Here is a 24,198-nt window from a genome sequence, read left to right as displayed (position 1 = left end):
ATTCGCGCGCTAGTACCGCCGATCTGAAGTCCCTGCAGTGCAAGCGGCGAATTCGGTCAGGGACTTCAGATCGACAAAGCGGTACTAGAATCAATAGATTTTCTAGTGCCCATGACTTTCCGAAGTTCGTGAAAGTGGGTGCTGCGATGGAGCACGAACTTCGGAAATTGGGCACTAGCTCCGGTCGTTTTAAAGGCGGCCTCACGCGGCCTTGCTCAGGAATGGGATCAGGACATCGGCGAAGAGTTTTGGGGCCGCCAGATGCGGGCAATGGCCGGTCGGCAGCGTAGCGACTTCCGCACCCGGCACCAGCTCTTGCATCCGCCGCTGGCAGGCCAAAATGACGGAGCGGTCCGCTTCCGCTTCAACATAGAGCCGGGGCACACGGCCAAATCTTTGCGGAGTGAGGCGGGCTCTCACCGCGCGCCCGCGCTCGGGTTGAGGCGTCAGCCGTTGCGCCGCGGCCGCAGCATCCTCCGGCGGACAGTCCTGAAAGAAGTGGGCGAGCGCGGCTTGCATCGGTACCCGGCTTGTCAGTCGATCGTCGGACCAGATCAGATGCGGGGCGATGCCAGCTACGGCCGGATAATCGCCTCGCAACTCCGCGGTGAGTTCTGCAAAGGCCATGCCATCGGGGAGCATCATTCCTGCCACATAGGCGATCCGGCCGATGCGTTCCGGAAAGCGCTCTACCACGGCCGAGGCGACGACGCCGCCGCCGGAATGGGCCACCAGGCTGACGCGATCGGGGAGCTGTCGCAGGACCGCCCCGATATGATCGACATAGAGCTCGAGAGAAACGTCGGCGGGACTCGTATGGTCGGTTCCGTTCCCCGGCAAGTCGACCGCGATCGAGGCAATACCGCCCGAATGGGCAAGTAGCGGAATGACGCGATCCCACACCCAGGACCCCTGCCAGGCGCCGTGAATGAGAATGGCCGGGTCAGGAACGCGGCCGGTCATGCCGCATAGGTCCGCCGATACATCTCCTGGAGATGTCCCTCGACCGTGGTAGGCGGATATTTCGGCGACGCGCCGGGCCCAAGGCAATTGGCGAGGCAAGCGACCTCGTGATCCGGATTCCCGACGAAAAAGAACGGGACGGAGTAGCGCTCCCCGCCGGACGCATTCACCACCCGATGCACGGTCGAGCGATAGCGATCGTTGGTCCAGCGCGCGATCATGTCGCCGAGATTGACGACGAATGTGCCGGGGACCGGATCGGCGTGGATCCATTGGCCGGATGCAGCATCGTGCACTTGCAGTCCGCCGACGGAATCCTGAAGCAGCAAGGTCAGGCCACCGAAGTCCGTATGCGCGCCAGCGCCTTTTTCGCCAGGCGACGCGTCGGCCGGCTGCGGCGGATAGTGCAATAGACGCAACGTCGCCAGCGGATCGCGGCTGAATGCGCCGAAATGGTCTTCGGGAAGATCGAGCGAGAGCGCAAGACCCCGCATCAGCCGTTCGCCGAGATCGAGCATGGCCGCGAAATAGGCCTGCATGGTCGGACGGAAACCAGGCATGTCATGCGGCCATAGATTGGGCCCCCGGTTGAAGCGGCGCGCGGCGACACGCGGATCATCGAGCCAAAGCTCGGGGCCGATGTAGAAGCTTTCCTTCAGGTCGGGAGGCGCACCGGCTTCGAGCGTCTGGGCGCGCAACGGTTCATAGCCGCGATTGCAGAATGAGCGTGATTTGTCGACGGCAGATTTCGCCTCGCCAGACAGATCGAAAAAACGCCGCGCCTCCGCGAACACCGCCTCGATCAGTCCGGCGGGAATGCCGTGGTTCGATACGTAAAAAAAACCCTTGTCGAGGCAGGCGTTGCGCAACGCGGCCGCGACGCGTTGGCGATCCGCAAGCTTTGCCGACGACAGCCCGTCGACTGCGATGACGGGCAGGATGGCTTCGGAAACGCGCGTTGCATCAAGGGTATAAGACATGTCTATCGCTCCGCCCGCTTGCTACGAGGGACGCTAGCAACCGTGGTCCGAGCGAGAAAGCAGAGAATTTCGCACAACCCGATGCCGTTTCGGCATCAGGTTCGACAGCGCGCGGCCTAGTGTCCCGATTCCGAAGTTCGTATCATGTTGCTGCCCCTGATTTACGAACTTCGGAATCGAAGGGGCACTAGCAAATTATTGATCTAGTGTGGCTTTGGTTCAGAAGTTCGCATGACGAGCGCGCGGCAGAAATGATGCGAACTTCTGAACCGCCACACTAGCTAGCCGCCGGCAACACCGTCTCGGCTGGCGGCTGCCAGGGGCGCCGCGATGAAGCGAGCCCGATCAACCGGCCTTGAATGTAGTCGCAGCCCCAGTCGCGCAGCATGCCGGCGGCTTCTTCGTCCTGCACCCATTCGGCGACGGTCTTGATGTTGAGCCGCCGCGCCAGATCGATCAACGTCTGCACGAAGGCGCGGTCGTCGGGGATGCGCGCGATATTCTGCACGAAAGCACCGTCGATCTTGACGATATCGACGCCAAGCTTGCGCAGGTTGCGGAACGAGGTGTAGCCGGCGCCAAAATCGTCGATGGCGATCCGGCTGCCGAAATTCTTCAAGCGCGTGACGAAGCCGCGGACGTCATCGACGTCCTGGATCGCCACCGTCTCGGTGATCTCGACGATCAGCCGCTCGCCGGCGCCGGGATGCGCCCGCATCAGCGACTCGATTCCGGTCCACCAGTCCGGATCCATGGTGGTGTCCGGCGAGATGTTGAGGCTGAGCTGCACGTGGGGCGATGCGGTCAGTTCAGCCACCACGAGTTCGAGCACGCGGTGATCGACCAGACGAATCAGCCCGAGGCGCTCCGCCACCGGGACGATATCTGGCGCCAGCAGCACCTGACCGTCGTGCTGCTCCATGCGGACCAGGCACTCGTAAAAAGCCGCATTGCGCCCGCGGGCATCGACCACCGGCTCGAACGCCATGGTGATGCGGCGATCGTTGAGCGCGGTGACGATTTCGTCGGTGACGCGAATATTCACCCGGCGCTGCGCGTCGCGTTCGACATTCGGACGCCACACCGAGAACGAACCGGCGCGGCGGCTCTTCGAGCCATCGAGGGATTCGTGTGCGCGGTTGATCGCCTCATCCGCGCTGCGGGCATAGCGCGGCACCGCGACGGCGCCGATCGAGGCCGTCACCGAGACCGGTCCTGATTTGGTCGGCACCACCTCGTCGCGGATCGCGGCGAGAAACCGCTCAGCCGCAACGTTCATGTCGTCGACGGTGCAGTTCTTCAGCACCAGGCCGAACTTGTTGCCGGAAAAACGCCCGAGCACGTCGCCGCCGCGCAGCCGCGCACGAATGCGGCCGGCCACCTCGGAAATCACGGCGTCCGCCACGTCGAAACCGAAAGCGTCGTTGATGCGCGCCAGATGATCGATGCCGATCAGCAGGAAAGCGCAGTTGGTGCGGAAACGAACCGCCTCCTCGATGATCTCGGCCAATGAAGCGATCAGATGGGTGCGGTTGAGCTCGCCGGTCAGGGGATCGTTCTGCGACAGCCGGACAAGCTGCTCGTCGCGGGCATGACGCTCGTTGTTGATCCGGATGATGCCTTGCGCCCGCACTGGCCTGCCGTCGGCGCCGGCGAACCAGCAGCCGGTTTCCTCGATCCATTGTACCGGCGCCGAGGTCGAAGCCCGCACGCCATATTCGATCCGGTAAGGCGCGCCCTCCGCGCTTTGGGCTGCGGGCGAGGCGACCAATGCCTCCGACCGCACCGAGCGCTGGGGCTCTATCAGGTTGGAAAATTCGGCGCCGCTAGCCAGCCGCTCGGGGGGAATGTCGGGAAAGACCTGTGCGAGGTGTTCGCTCCAGACCAGCTGGTCCGAGGCGATATCCCAGACGAACGCGGCCTGGCCGAGGGAGGCGAGAATGGCTGAAGCCGGGGGAAGGACTTGGTTCACGGTCGCCTCGTTTCGGGACAGGCCTGGACTTTGGTGAGCGCCTGAACTCGCGGGCGCCTTCGTGATTGCCTTCGTGATTCTTGGACCTGATCGCGCACTACCTTATGGAGAGTTCATAAATATTTTCGAAAACCGCCGCCGCGCCGCCCCATCGGGAACGCGAGCGGCGCAACCGGCACGGCCCTTGCGAAGCGAACTGTAGCACGGGACCGGGTGTCCCAAAATGCAACAGTTTCGCGAGCGCCACCGATGGTCAACGACAGTCGCCCGAACGAGGTCCCGACGGCCAAAGCCGCCAGCACGGCGCTGGTGCCGCTCACGCCCCGGATCGAACGGCGGTCGCGGCGGCGCTGGTACCGCTTCGCGCCGGACCCGATCTTCGTGGCGCATCTGATTGCCGCGGCTGAGCAGGTTCCGCAAGCGCGTACATTACGGCGCGCGAGCCCGGCCGACGCACAATCGGCGTACCGGACGGGTCACACGCCGGCGCCAAGCGCCGGCAGGCTCACGCGGCAAGTGATCTAAACTTTAACGGGGCTGCGAGCCGTTGCCGGCGTGCGGCGCCTCGGCTGGCGCTTCCGATGCAGGCGCTGACGTCTCATGGTGACCGAATCTCGGTTCAGACAGCGCAGGACTTTCGGAATGCACGCTTTCGGAATGAGAAGGGCCAGTTGGGCCCTCTTCGACCAGCGGCGATGTGCCGGTCTGTGATGCGCCAGTGTGCGATGTGCCGGTATGAGCGACGACAGGCTCTTGCCTGATGTCCGCAGGTAGCTCGGTGGCCGGTGCGTGCCGCGCCAGGCGTCCGGAAGACGCGGTGGCCGGAACGCCTCGCCTGACGCGCAGTGTTACGCCGGAGAGAAAATCCACCAGCGAAAGCAGTGTCAGCAGGAAAAAGGTCGAGGTCGCAAAACGCGGCCACAGCAGGAATTCGGCAACCGCAGCGCCAAAGACGATCAGCGACAAGAGATGATCGGTGAGATATTTGGCGCCGGGCCGCGCGCCCTTGATCACCTCGAACAACAGCATCAGGATTCCGAGCACGACCAGCGCATCGCTCAAGGTCACCGGCCACTGTCCGCCTGACGGCAATGGCAGCGTCACCAGCGGCTCGGCGAGCGAAACGCCGGGCATCAGGAACACGATGATGTTGTAGATCGCGAGCGGGATCAGAAGCAGCGGGAAACCGACCATCGACATCGGCAAGAACCTTCTCAATTGGTCCTAATGGCGAAGCGGTCCAACGCTTCGCCGCACGCAGCCGTCATGCCCCGCGCGTCGACCGGGGTCCTGGCGGACCACCGGCGTCCGGATCAGGCGTCTTTCTTGGCCTTGAGAACCTGACGGCCCTTGTACATGCCGGTCTTCAGGTCGAGGTGATGCGGACGGCGCAGTTCGCCGGAATCCTTGTCCTCGGCATAGGTCGGCTTCTTCAGGGCATCCGCCGAGCGGCGCATGCCACGCCGTGACGGCGACGTTTTCCTTCTGGGAACAGCCATATCGGTGTCCTTTTCGTCTCTTAATTCCGAAAACTGGCATCGTCCCGAAACGGGCGGCTCAAGCGCCGGGGCGCAAGCTGAAAATGCCGATGAGGCCGCGCTTATAGAGGATGATGTCGCCGAAGGCTAGGTTCAAAATAGGTAAAAAAGGCCCAAAAATCACCCGAACTTCGGAATCGGGACCTTAGCGATTTTCGGCCCAGCAACGCTGCAATTCGGCGGCCTGGGCCCGAGCCACGTAAATTCCGGCGAGACGGCGCACACCCGCACCGGGCACGCGGGCGCTGCGCATATGCGGATTGGGCAGGATCGCCGCCATCAGCGCCGCCTCCCGCGGCGTCAGCGTCGATGCGCCATGGCCGAACGCATACAGGCTGCCGGTCTGCACGCCGAACTGACCGGTCGGTCCGAACTCGGCGATATTCAGATAGATCTCGAGAATCCGGTGCTTGGGCAGGACGAAATCGATCCACATCGCCAGCGGCAGCTCGAGCGCCTTGCGGACCACGCTGCGGCCCGGCCACAGAAACAGGTTCTTGGCCACCTGCTGGGTGATGGTCGAACCGCCGCGGGAAGGCTCGCCATCCTCGGCATCGTCGATCGCCTCGCGAAGCGCGCCCCAATCGACGCCGCGGTGGCTGCAAAATTTGGCGTCCTCGGAGGCGACCACCGAACGCGGCAAGGACGCCGCCATCGCCGATAGGTCGACCCACTGCCGCAATACCGGGGCGCCCCTCAGATAGCGCCACGCCATCAGGGCCGAAGCCGGATGGCCGGCGCGGTAAAGCGGCGCCGCGAGATAGGGCAGCAAAAGCACGGCCAGGATGATCAGAAGTAAATTTCGGGCAATGCGCAAATTAACGATTTTCTCAATCGATTAGGCCGTCTCGACCGTTATCTGGCTGATAATCCCTTATTTTTTCAACGGTTTTAAGGCACCCCGCAACGGCCTGAGCGCAATTGACGCGGGCGGCATCATCAACGATTGTCCGGCCCAATCGATTTGGAGCTTTTCGAAATATGACGACGACGACGCTACCCCAGGACTTTGCCAAGCGACTGGACCAGACCGCCGAGGACACCGAAACGCTTCTAGCAAAGCTCCTCGACGACACGCTATTGCCGGACGAGATCGCGCGGCCGAAGCGGGTGATGGACGCGATGCGCTATTCGAGCCTTGGCGGCGGCAAGCGCCTGCGGCCGTTCCTGGTGGTCGAGAGCGCGGCGATCTTCGGCGTGCCGCGCAACGCCGCCCTGCTTGCGGGCGCGGCGCTCGAATGCATTCACTGCTATTCGCTGATCCACGACGACCTGCCGGCGATGGACAACAGCGATCTCAGGCGCGGCCGCCCCACCCTGCACAAGAAAACCGACGATGCGACCGCGATTCTGGCCGGCGACGGCCTGTTGACGCTCGCTTTCGACATCATCACCCGCGACGAGATTCACAAGGATCCGACCGTGCGCCTTCTGCTCACGCGCGCGCTGGCACGGGCGTCAGGCATCGGCGGCATGGTCGGCGGCCAGATGCTGGATCTCGCCGGCGAAGGCCGTTTCGGCGATCGCGAACCGGTCGACGTCGCGCGCCTGCAACAGATGAAGACCGGCGCGCTGTTGCGCTTCGGCTGTATCGCCGGCGCGATCCTCGGCCAGTCCTCGCCAAAAGAATATCAGGCGCTCGACGACTACGGCCGCGCGCTCGGCGAAGCGTTCCAGATCGCCGACGACCTGCTCGACGTCGAGGGCGATGCTGCCGCGCTCGGCAAGCAAACCGGGCAGGATGCGGCGCTCGGCAAAACCACCTTCGTCACCCAGCTTGGCATTGACGGCGCCAAGCAGCGCGTGCGCGACCTGCTCGCGCGCGCCGACCAGGCGCTCTCGATCTTCGGCAATCGCGGCGACGTCCTGCGCGCGGCCGCGCGCTTTGTCGCCGAACGCAAGAACTAGAGCGGCATGAGCGGCGAGGAGTTCGAAGAACGGCTTCGTCGCTTCCGCAAGATGCCGCGCGTCGTCCGCGTGATTTACGCGCGACCGCGAACATTCATCTCGATCGTACTTGGCGTCGTCACGTTCTTCCTGCTGCCGACGTCGCTCCGGCTTGTCACGCGGCTGTTGACCGGCTGGGATACGTTCGTCGCGCTTTATATCGTTCTCGTCTATGTCATGATGGCGCGCAGCACCTTGAGCACCATCCGCCGCACGGCGGCGCTGCAGGACGACGGCCGTTTTGTGATCCCGTTGCTGACGGCGCTCGGCGCGTTCGCGAGCCTGGCCGCGATCGTGCTGGAGCTCGGACAGGGCCAGCACAAGCCCACCGAACTGATGTTTGCGATCCTCACCGTCGCGCTGTCCTGGGCCGCCGTGCATACCGGATTCGCCCTGCATTACGCGCACGAATTCTACCGCGGCCACAAGCCGGGCGGCCTTCAGTTTCCAAGCGGCGACAAGGACGACCACGCCGACTACTGGGACTTTGTCTATTTTTCCTTCGTGATCGGCATGACCGCGCAGGTGTCCGATGTCGGCATCACCAGCAAGACGATCCGCCGCATCGCGACCGTTCACGGAATCATCTCATTCGTGTTCAACACTGCGCTGCTTGCGCTGATGGTCAATATCGCGGCCAGCGCCATCTAGCGCATGATCCGGAAAAGTGTGCCGCGGTTTTCCGACAAGATCATGCGCCAAGTGACAGACTCAAGCCGGGAGGAAACGCCATGAGCTACGATCGTTCCAGTGTCGAAGCCGTCGTCCAGCATTATTTCGACGCGCTGTACGAAGGCGACGCCGACAAGCTCGGCGCCATCTTTCACCCCACGGCCGATTTGCGCTGGGTGGAAAAGGGCGATCTGCAAATCCTGACGGTACCCAACTGGCTCGAAGGCGTCAGGAAGCGGCCATCGGCGAAAGCCGAAAACAAGCCGCGCGAGGATTTTATCGTCACCATCGACCGTTCGGACGAGAATACCGCCTTCGTCAAGGTGCGCTGCCAGCTGCCGCCGCGCTATTTCACCGACTATCTCGTCGCAATGAAATTGCCCGACGGCTGGCAAATCGTCTCCAAGTCATTCCGTTACGATCGGAAGGACTGAGCGCTTCGACGCTCAGCTCGAAATGCCGGCCAACGGGCGCGATCGCCAGCCTGCGTAGAGCGGCCCCGTTGACCTCGGTCACCTTCCAGGCAAACTGCCTCGAGGTGAATCGAAATGACCGTGGAAGCCAGTTTTCAGCTATTTCTTATTTTGCTCGCCGTACTCGCCGGGACCGCGCTGCTGGCCCGCCGTGTCGATGTCGCACCTGCGATCCTGCTGCTGCTCGCCGGCATCGCGCTGGCTTTCGTGCCGGGCATGCCGTCGCCGGAACTGCCGCCGGAACTCATCCTCCTGCTGGTGCTGCCGCCGCTGATCTATTCGGCGGCGGTTGCCATGAGCTGGCGGGAGTTCAAGTTCAACCTGCGGCCGATCATCCTGCTTGCCGTCGGATGCGTGATCTTTACCGCGTTCGCGGTCGCCGCCGCGACACATTACCTGATCGGTCTGCCCTGGAATGTCGGCTTCCTGTTAGGGGCGATCGTCGCGCCGCCGGATGTCGTGGCGCCGCTCGCGGTGGCGCGCAAGCTCGGGATCCCGCGCCGGATCATGGTGGTGCTCGAGGGCGAGGGCCTCGCCAACGACGCCACTGCGCTGATCCTCTATCGTTTCGCGGTGGCCGCGATCGCGACCGGGCTTTTTTCGCTGCCGAAAGCGATCGGCGAATTTTCGGCCATCGTTGTCGGCGAGGCCCTGTTCGGAATTGCCGTCGGCTGGCTCTCCTTGCACGCGCGCCACTGGGCGCGGGACTCGCAGATCGAAATCACCTTGTCGCTGATCACGCCCTATGTGGCCTACTGGCTGCCGGAGCATGTCGGCGGCTCCGGCGTGATCGCAACCGTCGCCTGCGGGCTCTACGTAAGCTGGAACGGGCCGTTGTTGATCTCGGCGATGACGCGCCTGCAAGGCATCTTCTTCTGGAATTTGGTGATCTACCTGATCGAGGGGCTACTGTTTCTCTTGACCGGATTCCAGATGCGGCTTCTCTACGAACGCTCCAAGTCGTTCCCGCTCGACGATATCCTGATCGCAATCGCCATCGTGACTGTGATGATCGTGATTGCGCGTTTCGCCTGGACCTTTCCTGCGATCTACGTGCCGCGGATGATCGAGCGTATTCGCCGGTGCGATCCGGCCCCGCCTTGGCAGTGGGCGTTCGTCCTCTCGTTTACCGGCGTCCGCGGCGCGGTTTCGCTGGCCGCCGCGCTGGCGCTGCCTTATGCGCTGCCGGATGGCAGCGCATTTCCCTACCGCGATCTGATCCTGTTCGTCGCCTTCGGCGTCATTTTCATCACGCTGGTCGGATTTGGCCTCGGCCTGGCGCCGGTGGTGCGCTGGCTCGGCGTCGCACGGGCCGGCCGCAACGAGCGTTTCGCCGAACTTGAATCCGAGATCAACGCGCGGCGCGAGGCGCTCGACGTGGCGCTAAAATCGCTGGAGAGCATCACGGAGAGCCGGGACTTGTCGGAGGACGTCATCCGCCTGCTGCGCGCACGGCATGAAACCCGCTCCAATCAATTGCCGAACTCGCTGGACCCCGACGCGCAATTGCTGTCCGCGGCCGGAACCGACCTGACCCACGAATTGATCGAGGCCGAGCGGCAATTCATTCACGACCTGCTGCGCGACGGCAAGATCACCGACGAGGCGCGGCGGCACATCGAGCGCGATCTCGACCTGGAAGAGGCCAGTCTCGCCAACCGGGAATTTCGCTGCGACGTACCTTGAGCCGGCAAGGCGTCCCTTATCTGACGCTCGGCCAAGCTGTCGTGTCCCGGACGCGGTGCAACGTTCTTTTCGTTGCGCCGCAGATCCGGGACCCATAGCGCGATAGTTGCGTGGGCCCCGGATCAGCAGCGCATCACGTAAGAACGTGCTGCGCGGCGTCCGGGGAACGCCTCAACTGTCGCTATTGCCGCCCGAGCTGGGTCGCCTGTGCGACGCGGTCGAATCTTTCCAGCGACATGATCGCGTCCGCCAACTGATCGGCGCGCTTGTCGAGCACGGGACGCGCCAGCGTCAGGAATTTCTGCGCCATCGCTTTCGCATCGGGGAACGTCGTCGGTTCGCCCGAGGGATCATCGTGGATCCGTTCGTGCACGCCATCCTCCGTCGTGATGCTGACGCGCGCGCCGAACGGATGGGTGCGGCCTTCGAGGCGACTGTCCTGCACGACGTCGAACTTGTCGGCGATCGCATCGACGGCGGCATCACCGAGTCTCGCGTAATCGTCCCAGCCGAAGCCGCCCTGATCGAGCGCGACCGCGCCGGTGAAGAACATCGAGAACTGTCCACCGACCACCGAGGTCGGATGGCGTTTGGTGGCGGGATCGCCCGCGAGTGTGATGCCATTGCGATGCAGCCCGATCTCGACACGCTTGATCTGGTCCGGCGTCAGATTGTGCTCGCGGCGTATCGCGATCAAGGCATCGAGCGCCGCATGGGTGTAGCGGCAACTCGGATAGGGCTTCACGCCGATCTTCATGGTCTCGTAGACCTTGCCGAGATCGGCGACCGCCTTTTCCGGATGGGCGTTGTCGCTATAGCCGACCAGCAGGCCATGCTTGCCTTCGACCGACTGGGTCGCACCGACAAAGTCGTTGCGCGCCAGCGTCGCAGCAATCACGCCGTTCATGGCGGAGGCGCCGACCTGATAGCGCTTGTTCCAGGCGCCATTGACCAGAAATTGCAGCGAGCCTGCCGCCTGGCTGCCGGCGACGCCAAAGGCGGCAATGATCTGTTCCTTCGACAGCCCGAACAGCTTTGCCGCAGCCGCCGCCGCGCCATAGGTGCCGGCGGTCGCGGTGGGGTGAAAGCCGCGCGCGTAATGCGAGGTCGGATCGAGCGCATTGCCGAGCCGGCAGCACACTTCGTAACCGGCGACGATCGCGGTCAGCACCTGGCGGCCCGACGCGCCCACGAGTTCACCGACCGCAAATGCGGCCGGCACCACCGGCGCGCTCGGATGCAGCGAGGAATCGGCATGCGTGTCGTCGAAATCAAGCGAGTGACCGAGCGCGCCGTTGAGCAGCGCGGCAATCGCGGGCGTCCAGGTTCTGGTGTCGCCGAACACGGTAGACTCGCCGTGATTATCCAGCGCTAGCGCCTCGAGCGTCTTGAACAGCGTGGGCGTGGATTCCGCATCGCGCCGCGCGCGGATGGCGCTGCCGAGAAAATCAAGCGTCAAGGCCTTGGCGCGCACGCGCACTTCTTCGGGAATATCCTCGAAGCGCAAGTTGGCGACGTAGGCGGCAAGTGTGGCGGTTTCCTCTGCCATGGCGGGTCCTTTGGCCTGATTGTTCTCACGGACCGGGTCCGCGATTTACTTCGAGCCTAAGTCTGCGGCGCGGCTTCTTCAATGGCCGCCATCGCATGGCCGCGCGGCAGCTAGTGCGACGCGGGGGCCTGACCGACCTGCTTGAGCAGGGCTTTGGAGATCATGCGGTGAAACGGCATGATGACGCCTAGATAGGCGCGCCCGAGCCAGTTATGGGTGAGAACCAGCGTGGTGGCGGTTACCTGCTGGCCGTGGTCCGCGGGCGCGACATCCACGACGACCCGGAAATCGAGGTGATGGTCGTTGAACCCGGCGACCAATCGTTGCGGCGTCTCGCTGAGCACGGGGAACAGCCCGATCATGCCGCGGGTACTTGCGTCATTCGCACCAGAGGTCTTCAGGCCGAACGGCGCGACGACGGCGTTGCGCAGGTCCAGCAAGGACTGGACCCAGCGCGGATTGCGTGAAAACATCCGCTCTGCCGCTGCGCGTGCGTCGAGCGAGGCGTCGGCGACTGTCACCCGGAAAGCGTCGGCGAACTGCGCCCCGGCCAGCACATGCTCGCGATCGACTTCGGGTTCGATTTCGCGGATCGTCATGACGTCACCTCTCGCGCCGGCACGCGCCTGATTTTGGCGCCTAACGCATTGAGGCGTTCGTCGATCCGCTCATAGCCGCGCTCGATCTGGTCGGCATTGTTGATGGTCGAGACCCCCTCGGCGCACGCCGCCGCCAGGAGCATCGCCATGCCGGCGCGGATATCGGGCGAACTCATCAGCGCGCCTTTGAGCCGGCTGGGACCAGCGACAATCGCGCGATGCGGGTCGCACAGCACGATGCGTCCGCCCATCGCGATCAGCTTGTCGACAAAGAACATCCGGGATTCGAACATCTTCTCGAACATCAGGATGACGCCGGCGCATTGCGTCGCCGTGACGATCGCAATCGACATCAAGTCGGCCGGAAAAGCCGGCCAGGGCTGGTCTTCGAGCTTCGGCACATGGCCGCCGAAATCATCCTGGATTTTAAGGCTCTGATGGTCCGAGACGATGAGGTCGTCGCCTTCGACGTCGCAGGCAATGCCGAGCCGTTCAAAGCCCATCCGGATCGAACGCAGATGTGTGAGGCCGGCGCGGGCGATGCGAAGTTTTGAGCGCGTTACCGCGGCAAGCCCGATCAGCGAACCGACCTCGATATGATCGGGGCCGATCGCATAGGTGACAGAGCCAAGCTTCGCCGGCCCATGCACGACCATGGTGTTGGTGCCGATGCCCTCGATGCGGGCGCCGAGCGCGACCAGGAAATGCGCAAGGTCCTGCACATGCGGTTCGGAAGCGGCGTTGCGCAGATAGGTGACGCCGTGGGCAGCGACAGCGGCCGTCAGCGCGTTCTCGGTGGCAGTCACACTCGGCTCGTCGAGGAAGACGTCGGCGCCCTTGAGGCGCGGACAGCGCAACTCAAGCCGGGCCGAGGCCGTGACGGTGGCCCCCAGCTGTTCGAAGGCCAGAAAATGCGTGTCGAGCCGGCGCCGGCCGATGACGTCGCCGCCGGGCGGCGGCAACACCACCTCGCCGCAGCGCGCCAGCAGCGGCCCGGCGAGGAGGATCGAGGCGCGAATCCGCGCGCAAAGCTCCGGATCGAGGTCGGCGGCGCGAATATCTTTCGCATGGATGGCAAGTTGATTGGGCTTTTTCCATTCGGCCGACGCGCCGACCGAGCGGATCAGCTCCACCAGCGTTTCGGTGTCACGGATGCGCGGGACATTGTCGAGCGTGACGGGATGTTCGGTGAGAAGGGCGGCGGCAATGATCGGCAGCGCCGCATTCTTGTTGCCGGACGGCTCGATCGTGCCGGCCAGCCGATGGCCGCCTTCGATAATGTACTGGATCGGCGCCACGCGAGTATCCTCCTAACGGAGTGGATCTGACATTCGCTATCCATCAAGCAGCGGGTTCGTCAAGCGAATGTCAAATCCATCCCACTGGCCGCGACAGACCGAAATGCGACCGCAAGGTTTCGCCCTCATAGGCGTCGCGAAACAGGCCGCGCTTGCGCAAGAGCGGCACGACTTCCGAGATGAAGAGATCGAGCTGGTGCGGCAGCACCGGCGGCATCAGGTTGAAACCATCGGCCGCGCCGGTTTCGAACCAGTCCTGCATGATGTCGGCGATCATTTCCGGCGATCCTGCGGCGGTGAAATGGCCCCTTGCGCCGGCGAGCTTGGCAAGCAGCTGCCTGAGCGTCGGCCTCTCCTTTTTGACCAGCGCGACGACGGCTTCGGTCCGGCTGCGCGACGCCTCGTTCTTGCTGGGATCGGGAAAATCGTCCACCGAGAGCGGCGCATCGAGCGGAAGCTGCGAAAAATCATGCCCGCCGAAACGCTGTGACAGGCGATGGCGGCCGACTTCGGGATCGGACAACTCATTGAGCTCGGCCTCGTAGCGCGCGGCCTCCGCCTCGGTTGATCCGATGACGGGATTGATCCCCGGCAGGATGACAACATGTCGGGGATCGCGCCCCTCGGCTGCGACCAATCCTTTGAGATCCGCATAAAATGCCTTTGCGGCTCCCTGGTCGAGATGTGCAGTGAATACCGCCTCGGCATGGCGGGCGGCAAATTTCTTGCCGGTGTCCGACGAACCTGCCTGGACAAAGACCGGACGCCCCTGCGGCGCGCGCGGCATGTTCAACGGGCCAACCACCGGAAAATGCGGCCCCTTGTGGTCGATGGCCTTGACCCGCGTGCGGTCGGCATATCGTCCGCCCGCGCGGTCGTCGAGGACGGCGTCATCGGCCCAGCTATCCCAGAGGCCTTTGACGACCGTCATGAACTCCTCGGCACGCTCGTAGCGATCGGCATGACCGACCTGGCCGATATGACCGAAGTTAGCGCCGGCCTGCGGTGACCAGGTGGTCACGATGTTCCACCCGGCACGTCCGCCGCTGATGTGATCGAGCGAGGCAAACTGACGCGCCAGATTGTAGGGTTCGGTATAGGTTGTTGAGCAGGTGGCGATGAGGCCGATGCGGCGGGTCGCCATGGCGACCGCTGCCAACGCCGTGATCGGCTCAAGCCAGTTAAAGGGCGTGCTCTCGACGTCGTTCCAGAGACCGAGGACATCGGCGAGAAAGATCGAGTCGAACAAGCTGGCCTCGGCCTTCTGCGCCAGCTCCACCGTGTAACGGATGTCGGTCAGGGGCAGGGCTGACGATTTCGGATGCCGCCACGCCGCCTCATGATGCCCGCGGCCCTGAATGAAGAGATTGATATGCATGTGCGGCATCGGACATCCCTTAGACCAGAGAGCCTTTGGCCCCTTGGGCCGTTGACGCCTCGCACTTACCCGCAGTTCAGGGACAATTTACGGCAAGCTGGCAGCCTTAGACATCCACATTCGCGCTCAGCGAATTATCCTGAATGAATTCGCGGCGCGGTTCGACCAGGTCGCCCATCAGCTTGGTGAAGATGTCGTCGGCCTCGTCGACCTCCTTGACCTTCACCTGCAACAGCGACCGTTCGTTGGTGTCGAGCGTGGTCTCCCAGAGCTGATCCGGGTTCATCTCGCCGAGGCCTTTGTAGCGTTGCAGCTTGACGCCTTCGCGGCCGGCCTCGGTCACCGCCTCGAACAGGCTGACGGGACCGTGGATCGCGGTCTCGCGGTCCTTTCGGCGCAAGGTGCCGGGCCGCGGATAGGCCTCCTGCAACCGCGCGGCATATTCATCGAGCTTGCGGGCGTCGGCCGAGCCGAGTAGCGCATCGTCGATGATCGCGACGTCCTTGACGCCGCGCACCGTGCGCTCGAACACGAAACCTTGCCCTTCGACGAAGCGGCCGGTCCAGCCACGTTCGACCTCGTCGGCCAGGGCGTCGAGACGCTTGGCGATATATTCCGCGGCGGCCATGGCCTTGGGCGGATCGCCAAAAACCTGATGGCGCATCACACCCGCAATCGCGGCCTGCTCGACCACCTTGCGGTTATAGCGGCTGTGCAGGTTGTTCAGCGTCGTCCGTATGACCCGGGCGTCGTCGATCAGCACTTGCAGATCGCGGCCCGAGCGGTCCTCGCCGGTCGCAAGCTTGAGCACGCAATCGTCGAGGCCGGTCGTGATCAGATAATCCACCAGCGCCGGGTCGTCCTTCAGATATTGCTCGGACTTGCCGCGGGAAACCTTATACAGCGGCGGCTGGGCGATATAGAGGTAGCCCCCTTCGATCAGGGTCGGCATCTGCCGGAAGAAGAACGTCAGGAGCAGCGTGCGGATATGCGCGCCGTCGACGTCGGCGTCGGTCATCAAGATAATTTTATGATAGCGCAGCTTCGTCAAATCGAAGTCGTCGCGCCCGATGCCGGTGCCAAGCGCGGTGATCAGCGTGCCGATCTGCTCGGAGCTCAGCATCTTGTCGAAACGCGCACGCTCGACGTTGAGGATCTTGCCGCGCAGCGGCAGCACGGCCTGGAATTCGCGGTTGCGTCCCTGCTTGGCGCTGCCACCGGCCGAGTCACCCTCGACGATGAAGAGTTCGGACTTGGCGGGATCGCGCTCCTGGCAGTCCGCGAGCTTGCCGGGAAGCGAGGCGATGTCGAGCGCGCCCTTGCGCCGCGTCAATTCGCGCGCCTTGCGGGCGGCTTCACGGGCGGCGGCGGCTTCCACCACTTTGCCGACGATGATCTTGGCTTCCGAGGGATGTTCCTCGAACCAGGCGGCGAGCGCCTCGTTGATGACGTTCTCGACCACCGGGCGCACTTCCGAGGACACCAGCTTGTCCTTGGTCTGCGAGGAGAACTTCGGATCGGGCACTTTCACCGAGAGCACCGCGGTCAGGCCTTCGCGGCAGTCGTCGCCGGTGAGCGCGATCTTCTCGCGCTTGGCCATGGCATCGGCATAGCCGTTCACCTGGCGCGTCAGCGCGCCGCGGAAACCGGCCAGATGGGTGCCGCCGTCACGCTGCGGGATGTTGTTGGTGAAGCACAACACGTTCTCATGGTAGCTGTCGTTCCACCACAACGCCGCCTCGACGCTGATGCCATTCGCCTCCGAATTGACCATGATCGGGGCGGGCACCATCGCCTTCTTGTTGCGGTCGAGATATTTGACGAACGCCTCGACGCCGCCCTGGTAGTGCATCACCTCGCGCTTCTCGACCGCGTGGCGCATGTCGGACAGCACGATGTTGACGCCGGAATTGAGGAAGGCGAGCTCGCGCAGGCGGTGCTCGAGCGTCGCAAAATCGTAGTCGATATTCGTGAAGGTCTCGGTCGAGGCCAGGAAGGTCACTTCCGTGCCGCGCTTGCCCGGCGCATCGCCGACCACCTTCAAGGGGGCAACGGCATCGCCGTGGGCGAATTCGATGGAATGTTCCTTGTCGTCGCGCCAGATCCGGAGCTGCAATTTGCTCGACAGCGCATTGACGACGGACACGCCAACGCCGTGCAGACCGCCGGAGACCTTGTAGGAGTTCTGGTCGAACTTTCCGCCCGCATGCAGTTGGGTCATGATGACTTCGGCGGCGGAAATGCCCTCACCCTTGTGGATGTCGACGGGAATGCCGCGGCCATCGTCGCGCACGGTGACGGAGCCGTCGGCGTTGAGGACCACTTCGACGGCGGTCGCATGGCCGGCAAGCGCCTCGTCGATGGCGTTATCGACGACCTCGTACACCATGTGGTGCAGGCCGCTGCCATCGTCGGTGTCGCCGATATACATGCCCGGCCGCTTGCGAACGGCATCGAGCCCTTTCAGAACCCGGATCGATTCCGCGCCATATTCGGCGGGAACAGGAGTCTCGTTATCGGCGATCGATTGCCGCGCAGGTTCTGTCATGTGGGGCCTTTGGAATGTCTTCGAAGGACTCTTCGAATCAGCTGCGCAAAACGAGGGCTGATGGAGGCTATTTCTGCCACGAAAGCCGGGGCGCGCCTAGCCCAAAGTCTTGGTTAGCAAGATACTGAAAAGATGGGATTTTTTAAGGATTTTTCAAGTGTCTGGAAGGCCGATTCCAGCGCACCGAAAAAGCGCGATTCGGCAGTCTATTCAGCCTCCCCTTTTGGGGGGATTTCGCCTTACGGGCGGGGCGTAATCCGGCCGGCTTCAACGGCGAAGATTTCGCCGGACGGGCCGATGTCGGCGAATGCGGCGGGGTCGGCGCCGGTCATCCAGACCTGCGCGCCGAGCCCCGAAAGCTCATCGAACAGCGCCGCGCGGCGAGCGGGATCGAGATGCGCGACCACCTCGTCGAGCAATAGGAGCGGCGTGATGCCGGTCATCTCGGACACCAGGCCCGCATGCGCCAGCACGAGACCGATCAGCAGCGCCTTCTGCTCCCCGGTCGAGGCGTCGCGCGCCGGCACGTTTTTGGGCGCGTAGACCACCTGGAGATCGGTCAGATGCGGTCCGTCGAGCGTGCGGCCGGCGATGGCGTCGCGGGCGCGGTTCTCGCGCAGGATCTCGCGGTAGCGATCTTCCACCGCGGTTGCCGGTTCCGACATCAGCGCATTTTCCATCCAGCCGTCGAGCGCGATTTCGGCGGAAGGAAATGCGGATGTTGCGCCCCGCGCGCGTAGCATCGCGGCCAACCGGACGGCGGTCTGGCCGCGCATCGCCGCAACGGCGACCGCCAGTTCCGCCGTTTCACGCTCGATGGCGCCACACCAGTGATCGTCGTAATTGCGGACCTCGAGCAGACGGTTGCGCGAGCGTAACGAGCGGTCCAGCGCCGACACCCGCGCGGAGTGATCGCTGTCGATGGCAAGCACCAGGCGGTCGAAGAAACGCCGCCGCTCGGCGGCCGGACCCAAAAACAGTCCGTCCATCGCCGGTGTCAGCCATACCATGCGCAGGTGATCCCCGAACGCGGTGGCTGAGGTGACGGGTTCGCGATCGATCCGGCAGCGCCGCGGGCTTGAGGAAGCTTCGGCTGCCGGCGGATCGATGCCGGTGCCGAGCGTGGCGAGGCCCAGCGCGCCCTCGACCTCGGCGGACACCGCCCAGGAGCCATCGCCCTGATTGTCGGCGACGTCTTCCAGCATGGCGCGGCGCAGGCCGCGTCCCGGCGACAGAAACGAAATCGCCTCGATGCAATTGGTTTTGCCGGCGCCGTTCGGCCCCGCCAGCACGACCATGTCGGCCTGCGCCTCGAGGCTCGCCGAGCGATAGTTGCGGAAATGCGTGAGCGTCAGGCGGCGGATTCGGGATGGGGTCATGTAATCTTTCTGGCCGACGATGACCCCTCACCCGGCGCGCTTCACGCGCCACCCTCTCCCACAAGGGGAGAGGGAAAAACTCACACCCGCATCGGCATCAGCACGTAGAGCGCGCCCTTGGAATCCTTGTCCTGCACCAGTGTCGGCGAACCGGGATCGGCGAGCCGGAGCACCGCGACCTCGCCCTCGATCTGGGCGGCGATGTCGAGCAGATAACGCGAGTTGAAGCCGATATCGAGCGGGTCGGAAGCGTATTCGACTTCGAGCTCTTCGGTTGCACTGCCGGAGTCGGGATTGGTCACCGACAAGACCAGCCGGCCCGCCGACAATGAGAGCTTCACAGCGCGGCCACGTTCGCTCGAAATCGTCGAAACGCGGTCGACCGCCGCTTCAAAATCCTTCTTGTCGACGACGAGCTCCTTGTCGTTGCCTTGCGGAATGACGCGGCCATAGTCGGGGAAGGTTCCGTCGATCAGTTTCGAGGTCAGAACCACGTTGCCGATGGTGAGGCGGATCTTGCCTTGCGACAGCTCGATCTTGACCTCGGCCTCGTTGTCTTCGATCAGCCGCTGCACTTCGCCGACGGTCTTGCGCGGCACGATGACGCCCGGCATGCCGCTGGCGCCCTTCGGCTGCACCAGGTCGATCTGCGCCAGGCGATGTCCGTCGGTTGCCACCGCGCGCAGGGTTGCCGCCTTGGCGGTGCCGGCGGAATGCAGATAGATACCGTTGAGATAGTAGCGGGTCTCTTCCGTCGAGATCGCAAACTGCGTCCGGTCGATCAGCCGCTTCACGTCGGAGGCGGGCAGCGAGAACGAATGCGTCATCTCCCCGGCGGCAAGATCCGGAAAATCGTTTTCGGGCAGCGTCTGCAACGTAAAGCGGGAACGGCCGGCGCGGATCGCCAGCACCGAGCGATCGCCGTCGCCTTCCAGCACGATCTGCGCGCCGTCGGGCAACTTGCGCACGATGTCGTAGAACATGTGCGCCGGAACCGTCGTGGAACCGGCGGTCGCAGTTTCGGCCGCCAGCGTTTCGGTGACTTCCAGATCGAGGTCGGTCGCCTTCAGCGACAGCTGCGCGTTCTCGGCCCGGACCAGCACATTGCCGAGGATCGGAATGGTGTTGCGCCGCTCGACCACGCGGTGCACGTGGCCTAGCGATTTAAGGAGTTGCGCGCGTTCGACGGTAACCTTCATTGCCATATCCGCCTGATCCGAAGTGGGAAAAGCCAGGCTGCGCTCGAAAGCGCGCCTCAGCGTTCTGACCCGAACGGCCGACCGAAACCCGGTCCGATCCGCCCGCTCGGGGGGACCCCAAAGTGGCGCGGATGACCGGCAAGCGCAAGGGATGGCGCGGGCCGTTCCCCACTTTTGGACTCCTGGCGGCCGGCGCTTTTGGCAACGCATCTGCCCTCCCCATACGGGGAGAGCAGGATTTTTACGGGCTATTCGCTCTGCAATTGCCGCTTCAGCGACTCGACCTCTTCCGAGAGCGAGACATCCTTGGCGACCAGTGCCTCAATCTTGCGCACGGCGTGAAGGACCGTGGTGTGATCGCGTCCGCCGAACCGGCGGCCGATTTCAGGCAAAGACCTGAGAGTGAGGGTTTTTGCCAGATACATCGCCACCTGGCGCGGGCGAACGACGTTGGCCGTGCGGCGCGATGACAACAGGTCGGAGCGGCTGACATTGTACTGGCGCGCCACCACACGCTGAATGTCCTCGATCTTGATCCGCTTCGGTTCTTGCGGACGGATCAGGTCGCGCACCTCGCGCTCGGCCATCTCCAGCGTCACCGGCTGATTGTTCAGCTTGGAGTGCGCCAGCAGACGGTTGACGGCGCCTTCGAGGTCACGGCCGTTATGGGTGATGGTGCGCGCGAGATATTCCAGCACCTGCTCGGGCACGTCGAAGCTTGCATGATGCGCCCGCGCAGCCGCCACGCGCGACTTGAGAATGCCAAGCCGCAATTCTTCACCGAGCGATCCCATTTCCACGACAAGCCCGCCGGCGAGCCGCGAGCGCACCCGATCGTCCAGGCTTTCGAGATCGGACGGCGGACGGTCGGCCGCGATCACCACCTGACGGCCCGCATCGATCAGTGCATTCAGCGTGTGACAAAATTCGGCCTGGGTGGATTTGCCTTGCAGGAACTGCAAGTCGTCGATGACGAGCACGTCGATGCCGCGCAGCGCTTCCTTGAAGGCGAGCGCAGTCTGCGTCTTCAGCGCCGCGACAAAGCCGTACATGAATTTCTCGGCCGTCAGGTACAGCACCTTGCGCTCGATGCCGGAGTTGCCGGCCCAGGTCACGGCCTGGAGCAGATGGGTTTTGCCCAAGCCGACGCCGGCATGGATATAGAGTGGATTGAACATCACGGGGTCGCCGCGACGGCCTTCGGCAACCTGACGCGCAGCCGCATGCGCCAGCGTATTCGAGCGGCCGACGACGAAGCTTGCAAAGGTCAGGCGCGGATCGAGCGGCGAGCCGCCAAGCGCGTCGTGGCTGGCCGAGACCGGCGCGGTCGCGACCGAACGCAATTCGACCGCGGGCCGGCTGTCGGTGCGCTCGATGCGGCGCGTGTCGATCTGCGGAACCGAGGCCTCCTTGGCCGGCGCGGCGTGCCGCATCGCCGTGCGCACGGAGAGATCGATGCGATGCACTTGCGGCATCTCGGCCTGCCAGCACGACAGAACGCGCTCGGCATAGTGCGCCTGGATCCAGCTCTTGAGGAAGCGGGTCGGAACCGAAAGATGCACGCTCTCGTCGTGCACGCTCTCCAGGTCCATGCGGGCGAACCAGCTGGTATAAACGTCTTCACCGACGCTCGTCCGCAACCTTCCCTTCACGCGCGACCAACGATCCTGTTCGATATTCGTCATAGCTGGCTGGATATTTGTCATTGCCGAAAAACTTCTCTTGGTCTTGGTGGAATTCTCTCGATGGGTGAGTCCGCCGTGCGCCGCACGGCGATCGCCTCGCACGAAGCCTGTTCAGCCATAGCTCGGCCGTTCGGCGAAACGCCGTCGGGCAGGTTTTGGGCTTTAAGGGAAGCTTCGGGAGGCTAGCGCGTACTCGACGGATTGTCTGGAGCCCGCGCTGAAGGCCGCTTGCCGACGGCCTCCGAAACGTTCGATGAAAATTCGCTCAGCGCCGCGATGTTCGATGCGGCGACACTCAACACGCTGTGATGCTCAATTCGAGAACCAGGAATTCCAATGATTTCGTAAGACATGCTACCTCCCCCTCTCGCCGCGACAAGGCACGGCAAGTCGTCACTCCAAAAATGTTCTCATTCGACCGGCGACGCCTGAAACACCCGAAGAACTATTCAGCCGTTACGCCACTCGCTCCGCCCGCCTCAACTCTCGCTCGCATGCTCCGCTTTCCCGCCGCCGGCTCGACCGTGTCGCATCTCTCTTTCTTTTTTGAGGCGACGAAGCACGAAGGCTTCGCCTAGAGAAATTTCGACACAGAACTCCGTTACCCATATTGCTATGGGTTCGAACTCAACGCTCGCTTTGGAAAGCGTCGCCTAACGCGCACACCGCCGCCGATTTGCACGTCCGCCTCGGTCCTTAATCCGCGCTGGTCTCAAGAGCCGTGGGCGCTGCGAACGATCTAAGAGATACAGCAAGCCTCATTTCCCGCAACGAAAATGATTCAGCGCCTTTGCCCGCAAAAACGACTTGGCGTTTCGCATCCCCGCGCGCGCTTTTCGTGCAAAGCCGCAAGGTTTTGAATCTGTGCGAAGATTCGAAAAGCGTCGGCGCTGTCACAATTCACGTCACAGCCCAAAATAAATTCACAAATCGTTTAAGTTTGGCCGCAGTCGAACTGAATTTTCAAACAAGTCGCTGCCACTATGCCGATAAGTGACTACGCAAACGCGTTTTTTTTTGCTCGTCGAACAAGGGTAGCCCTCGAAGCCAAACCGCGAGCGCGATTTTCAAGAGGCGGTATCCTTCGGCGCGAAGGGCTGCGCTTGCGTCTTTCGTCACGGCGCCGCGTCGGTCCGTGCCGGCGTCTCCGTAGAAACGCGGAGGCGAGAGATTTCTCCAGGAATACCGCACAAAAACAAAAGCCCGGCTCGAAGCCGGGCTCTTGCAGTCGTTAATCGTTGGGTTGGCTTACTTCGCCAGCTTGGCGATTTGATGCGCCAGCCGCGAAACCTTTCGGCTCGCTGCGTTCTTGTGAATGATGTTGCGCTGCGCTGCCTTCATCAACTCCGGCTCGGCGCTCGCCATTGCCTTGACTGCTGCGGCGCGGTCGCCGCGGTTGATCGCCTCTTCGACGGTTCGGACCGAGCTGCGCATCTGGGTCCGGCGCGATTTGTTGACGATGGTGCGGCGGGCAATCTTGCGCGTCGCCTTCTTGGCGGAAGTCGTATTGGCCATGTTCTCAAATGTCCTTCGGCAGTGACCGATCGCGGGTGGGCGAAATAGCTGCCCACGGTTTGCCTGATCGACGCTGATTGTTTTCAGGGTGCCCTGTCGAGACTGCCACACTTTAAGCTACAAGGCTCGGATACGAGCTTTAAGCGACCAGGCGGCAACGCTCAAAAGAACAGCGGCGGCGGGATTGCGCCCGCCGCCAATTGGGGCGTGTTATAGAGGCCGGATACCGTAGCGTCAACGCCTTAACCCCGGCCAAAACGGGTCTCCGGCGGGCGCCCAAGGCCTGCAATAAGGCCTGATAAGATGCTGACGCGGTTGAATTTCCTCCGCCGCGCCGCTAATGGCTGACAACGATTTGGATACGCAAAACATAGGGTGAAGCATGATCCGCGGGTTTTTCCGTCTGGTGGGATTGTTGCTGCTGGCCGGCGGGTTCGTCTTCATGGTCTATGACGGGGCGCGGTTTGTCGCCGACAATACCCTGCGCTTTACCCGGTTCGGCCAGTTTTGGAACGATGTGCATCAGTCCAGCCAGCAGGCCTTCCGTGTCTGGGTCGAGGGCATCTCGCCCTGGCTCTGGAACAATGTCGCTCGCGTCATTCTGGACCAGCCGGTTTTCGCGGTCATGGCGGTGCTCGGCATTCTTCTGATGCTTTTGTTCCGGCCGAAGAAGCCGCTGATCGGCTATTCCCGAAGCTGAAGGTATCTGACGACAGCGAATTGCCCGCAACGGGGCTGCCGGGTTTCGCGTAACAGCCTATATAGGAGCGACGGCGTCTCGCTGCCGGGGGCGAACGCGGGCCCGCGAGGAGGTAAT

General features: G+C 63.3%; 21 protein-coding genes. 6 read left to right on the top strand and 15 right to left on the bottom strand.

Annotated elements, in window-relative coordinates; genetic code table 11:
* Positions 1-201 precede the first annotated feature (201 nt).
* From BUA38_RS15075 to BUA38_RS15065, 3 genes are all read right to left on the bottom strand, one after another.
* Positions 202-963 (bottom strand): alpha/beta fold hydrolase, encoded by a 762-nt coding sequence (locus BUA38_RS15075; RefSeq protein ID WP_072818824.1) that lies wholly within the window; start codon positions 961-963, stop codon positions 202-204.
* Positions 960-1,943 (bottom strand): isopenicillin N synthase family dioxygenase, encoded by a 984-nt coding sequence (locus BUA38_RS15070; RefSeq protein ID WP_072818823.1) that lies wholly within the window; start codon positions 1,941-1,943, stop codon positions 960-962. The genes BUA38_RS15075 and BUA38_RS15070 overlap by 4 nt, the downstream gene beginning before the upstream one ends.
* 277 nt (positions 1,944-2,220) lie before the next feature.
* Positions 2,221-3,936 (bottom strand): bifunctional diguanylate cyclase/phosphodiesterase, encoded by a 1,716-nt coding sequence (locus BUA38_RS15065; RefSeq protein ID WP_083587586.1) that lies wholly within the window; start codon positions 3,934-3,936, stop codon positions 2,221-2,223.
* 228 nt (positions 3,937-4,164) lie between these two features.
* Between BUA38_RS15065 and BUA38_RS15060 the strand changes: the two genes are divergently transcribed.
* On the top strand, positions 4,165-4,440 hold the full coding sequence (locus BUA38_RS15060) for a hypothetical protein (RefSeq protein WP_072818821.1): 276 nt from the start codon (positions 4,165-4,167) through the stop codon (positions 4,438-4,440).
* Positions 4,441-4,443: 3 nt separating this feature from the next.
* On the opposite strand, the gene BUA38_RS37825 is transcribed toward BUA38_RS15060, so the two are convergent.
* The 3 genes from BUA38_RS37825 to BUA38_RS15045 form a co-directional block, all read right to left on the bottom strand.
* Positions 4,444-5,115, bottom strand: coding sequence for a hypothetical protein (locus BUA38_RS37825; RefSeq protein WP_197685934.1), 672 nt, complete (start codon positions 5,113-5,115; stop codon positions 4,444-4,446).
* Positions 5,116-5,228: 113 nt separating this feature from the next.
* The gene (gene rpmF / locus BUA38_RS15050; RefSeq protein ID WP_072818820.1) at positions 5,229-5,414 is read right to left on the bottom strand and encodes a 50S ribosomal protein L32; all 186 of its coding nucleotides are present in this window, start codon (positions 5,412-5,414) and stop codon (positions 5,229-5,231) included.
* A 184-nt stretch (positions 5,415-5,598) separates the two neighbouring features.
* Positions 5,599-6,270, bottom strand: coding sequence for a transglycosylase domain-containing protein (locus BUA38_RS15045; RefSeq protein ID WP_072818819.1), 672 nt, complete (start codon positions 6,268-6,270; stop codon positions 5,599-5,601).
* A 164-nt stretch (positions 6,271-6,434) separates the two neighbouring features.
* Here BUA38_RS15045 and BUA38_RS15040 point away from each other — a divergent pair, with 164 nt between their 5' ends.
* From BUA38_RS15040 to BUA38_RS15025, 4 genes are all read left to right on the top strand, one after another.
* Positions 6,435-7,361, top strand: a complete 927-nt coding sequence (locus BUA38_RS15040) for a polyprenyl synthetase family protein (RefSeq protein WP_072818818.1) — start codon at positions 6,435-6,437, stop codon at positions 7,359-7,361.
* 6 nt (positions 7,362-7,367) lie between these two features.
* Positions 7,368-8,051 carry a DUF1345 domain-containing protein gene (locus BUA38_RS15035; protein WP_072818817.1) on the top strand — a complete coding sequence of 228 codons (684 nt, stop codon included), beginning with the start codon at positions 7,368-7,370 and terminating at the stop codon, positions 8,049-8,051.
* An 80-nt stretch (positions 8,052-8,131) separates the two neighbouring features.
* Positions 8,132-8,506, top strand: coding sequence for a nuclear transport factor 2 family protein (locus BUA38_RS15030; protein WP_072818816.1), 375 nt, complete (start codon positions 8,132-8,134; stop codon positions 8,504-8,506).
* Positions 8,507-8,626: 120 nt separating this feature from the next.
* Complete coding sequence (locus BUA38_RS15025; protein WP_072826135.1) at positions 8,627-10,231, top strand: Na+/H+ antiporter; 1,605 nt, start codon at positions 8,627-8,629, stop codon at positions 10,229-10,231.
* Positions 10,232-10,412: 181 nt separating this feature from the next.
* On the opposite strand, the gene BUA38_RS15020 is transcribed toward BUA38_RS15025, so the two are convergent.
* The 9 genes from BUA38_RS15020 to rpsT all read right to left on the bottom strand — a co-directional run bounded on the left by BUA38_RS15020 (position 10,413) and on the right by rpsT (position 23,381).
* Positions 10,413-11,780 carry an MmgE/PrpD family protein gene (locus tag BUA38_RS15020; RefSeq protein ID WP_072818815.1) on the bottom strand — a complete coding sequence of 456 codons (1,368 nt, stop codon included), beginning with the start codon at positions 11,778-11,780 and terminating at the stop codon, positions 10,413-10,415.
* Positions 11,781-11,890: 110 nt separating this feature from the next.
* Complete coding sequence (locus tag BUA38_RS15015; RefSeq protein WP_072818814.1) at positions 11,891-12,379, bottom strand: DUF2867 domain-containing protein; 489 nt, start codon at positions 12,377-12,379, stop codon at positions 11,891-11,893.
* Entirely contained in the window at positions 12,376-13,677 is a 1,302-nt protein-coding gene (gene murA, locus BUA38_RS15010; RefSeq protein WP_072818813.1) for a UDP-N-acetylglucosamine 1-carboxyvinyltransferase, read from the bottom strand. The genes BUA38_RS15015 and murA overlap by 4 nt, the downstream gene beginning before the upstream one ends.
* A 70-nt stretch (positions 13,678-13,747) precedes the next feature.
* Positions 13,748-15,064 (bottom strand): LLM class flavin-dependent oxidoreductase, encoded by a 1,317-nt coding sequence (locus BUA38_RS15005; protein WP_197685933.1) that lies wholly within the window; start codon positions 15,062-15,064, stop codon positions 13,748-13,750.
* A 97-nt stretch (positions 15,065-15,161) separates the two neighbouring features.
* Positions 15,162-17,603: a DNA topoisomerase (ATP-hydrolyzing) subunit B gene (gyrB, locus tag BUA38_RS15000; RefSeq protein ID WP_072818811.1), complete on the bottom strand. Its 2,442-nt coding sequence runs from the start codon at positions 17,601-17,603 to the stop codon at positions 15,162-15,164.
* Between the two features lie 239 nt (positions 17,604-17,842).
* On the bottom strand, positions 17,843-18,982 hold the full coding sequence (gene recF / locus BUA38_RS14995; protein ID WP_072818810.1) for a DNA replication/repair protein RecF: 1,140 nt from the start codon (positions 18,980-18,982) through the stop codon (positions 17,843-17,845).
* Positions 18,983-19,062: 80 nt separating this feature from the next.
* Complete coding sequence (gene dnaN, locus BUA38_RS14990) at positions 19,063-20,181, bottom strand: DNA polymerase III subunit beta (RefSeq protein ID WP_072826133.1); 1,119 nt, start codon at positions 20,179-20,181, stop codon at positions 19,063-19,065.
* Between the two features lie 248 nt (positions 20,182-20,429).
* Entirely contained in the window at positions 20,430-21,866 is a 1,437-nt protein-coding gene (dnaA, locus tag BUA38_RS14985; RefSeq protein ID WP_244553256.1) for a chromosomal replication initiator protein DnaA, read from the bottom strand.
* Positions 21,867-23,114: 1,248 nt separating this feature from the next.
* Positions 23,115-23,381, bottom strand: coding sequence for a 30S ribosomal protein S20 (gene rpsT, locus BUA38_RS14980; RefSeq protein WP_072818806.1), 267 nt, complete (start codon positions 23,379-23,381; stop codon positions 23,115-23,117).
* Positions 23,382-23,763: 382 nt separating this feature from the next.
* Between rpsT and BUA38_RS14975 the strand changes: the two genes are divergently transcribed.
* A complete protein-coding gene (locus BUA38_RS14975) occupies positions 23,764-24,081 on the top strand; it encodes a hypothetical protein (RefSeq protein ID WP_072818805.1) in 318 nt (105 codons plus the stop codon).
* Positions 24,082-24,198: the final 117 nt, after the last annotated feature.

Origin of the sequence: Bradyrhizobium erythrophlei, assembly GCF_900142985.1 — a bacterium.
Taxonomy (GTDB): domain Bacteria; phylum Pseudomonadota; class Alphaproteobacteria; order Rhizobiales; family Xanthobacteraceae; genus Bradyrhizobium; species Bradyrhizobium erythrophlei_B.
The sequence above is the reverse complement of the archived record's forward strand: the minus strand, read 5'-3'. Positions and strand labels throughout refer to the sequence as shown.

Bases quoted from the DNA above. Each gene is read 5' to 3' on its own strand.
- dnaN (WP_072826133.1), bottom strand. From the start codon at position 20,181: ATGAAGGTTACCGTCGAACGCGCGCAACTCCTTAAATCGCTAGGCCAC.
- BUA38_RS15060 (WP_072818821.1), top strand. From the start codon at position 4,165: ATGGTCAACGACAGTCGCCCGAACGAGGTCCCGACGGCCAAAGCCGCC.
- BUA38_RS15015 (WP_072818814.1), bottom strand. From the start codon at position 12,379: ATGACGATCCGCGAAATCGAACCCGAAGTCGATCGCGAGCATGTGCTG.
- rpsT (WP_072818806.1), bottom strand. From the start codon at position 23,381: ATGGCCAATACGACTTCCGCCAAGAAGGCGACGCGCAAGATTGCCCGC.
- recF (WP_072818810.1), bottom strand. From the start codon at position 18,982: ATGACCCCATCCCGAATCCGCCGCCTGACGCTCACGCATTTCCGCAAC.
- BUA38_RS15035 (WP_072818817.1), top strand. From the start codon at position 7,368: ATGAGCGGCGAGGAGTTCGAAGAACGGCTTCGTCGCTTCCGCAAGATG.
- BUA38_RS37825 (WP_197685934.1), bottom strand. From the start codon at position 5,115: ATGTCGATGGTCGGTTTCCCGCTGCTTCTGATCCCGCTCGCGATCTAC.
- rpmF (WP_072818820.1), bottom strand. From the start codon at position 5,414: ATGGCTGTTCCCAGAAGGAAAACGTCGCCGTCACGGCGTGGCATGCGC.
- BUA38_RS15070 (WP_072818823.1), bottom strand. From the start codon at position 1,943: ATGTCTTATACCCTTGATGCAACGCGCGTTTCCGAAGCCATCCTGCCC.
- BUA38_RS15005 (WP_197685933.1), bottom strand. From the start codon at position 15,064: ATGCCGCACATGCATATCAATCTCTTCATTCAGGGCCGCGGGCATCAT.
- BUA38_RS15040 (WP_072818818.1), top strand. From the start codon at position 6,435: ATGACGACGACGACGCTACCCCAGGACTTTGCCAAGCGACTGGACCAG.
- BUA38_RS15030 (WP_072818816.1), top strand. From the start codon at position 8,132: ATGAGCTACGATCGTTCCAGTGTCGAAGCCGTCGTCCAGCATTATTTC.
- BUA38_RS14975 (WP_072818805.1), top strand. From the start codon at position 23,764: ATGATCCGCGGGTTTTTCCGTCTGGTGGGATTGTTGCTGCTGGCCGGC.
- dnaA (WP_244553256.1), bottom strand. From the start codon at position 21,866: ATGACGAATATCGAACAGGATCGTTGGTCGCGCGTGAAGGGAAGGTTG.
- BUA38_RS15075 (WP_072818824.1), bottom strand. From the start codon at position 963: ATGACCGGCCGCGTTCCTGACCCGGCCATTCTCATTCACGGCGCCTGG.
- gyrB (WP_072818811.1), bottom strand. From the start codon at position 17,603: ATGACAGAACCTGCGCGGCAATCGATCGCCGATAACGAGACTCCTGTT.
- BUA38_RS15020 (WP_072818815.1), bottom strand. From the start codon at position 11,780: ATGGCAGAGGAAACCGCCACACTTGCCGCCTACGTCGCCAACTTGCGC.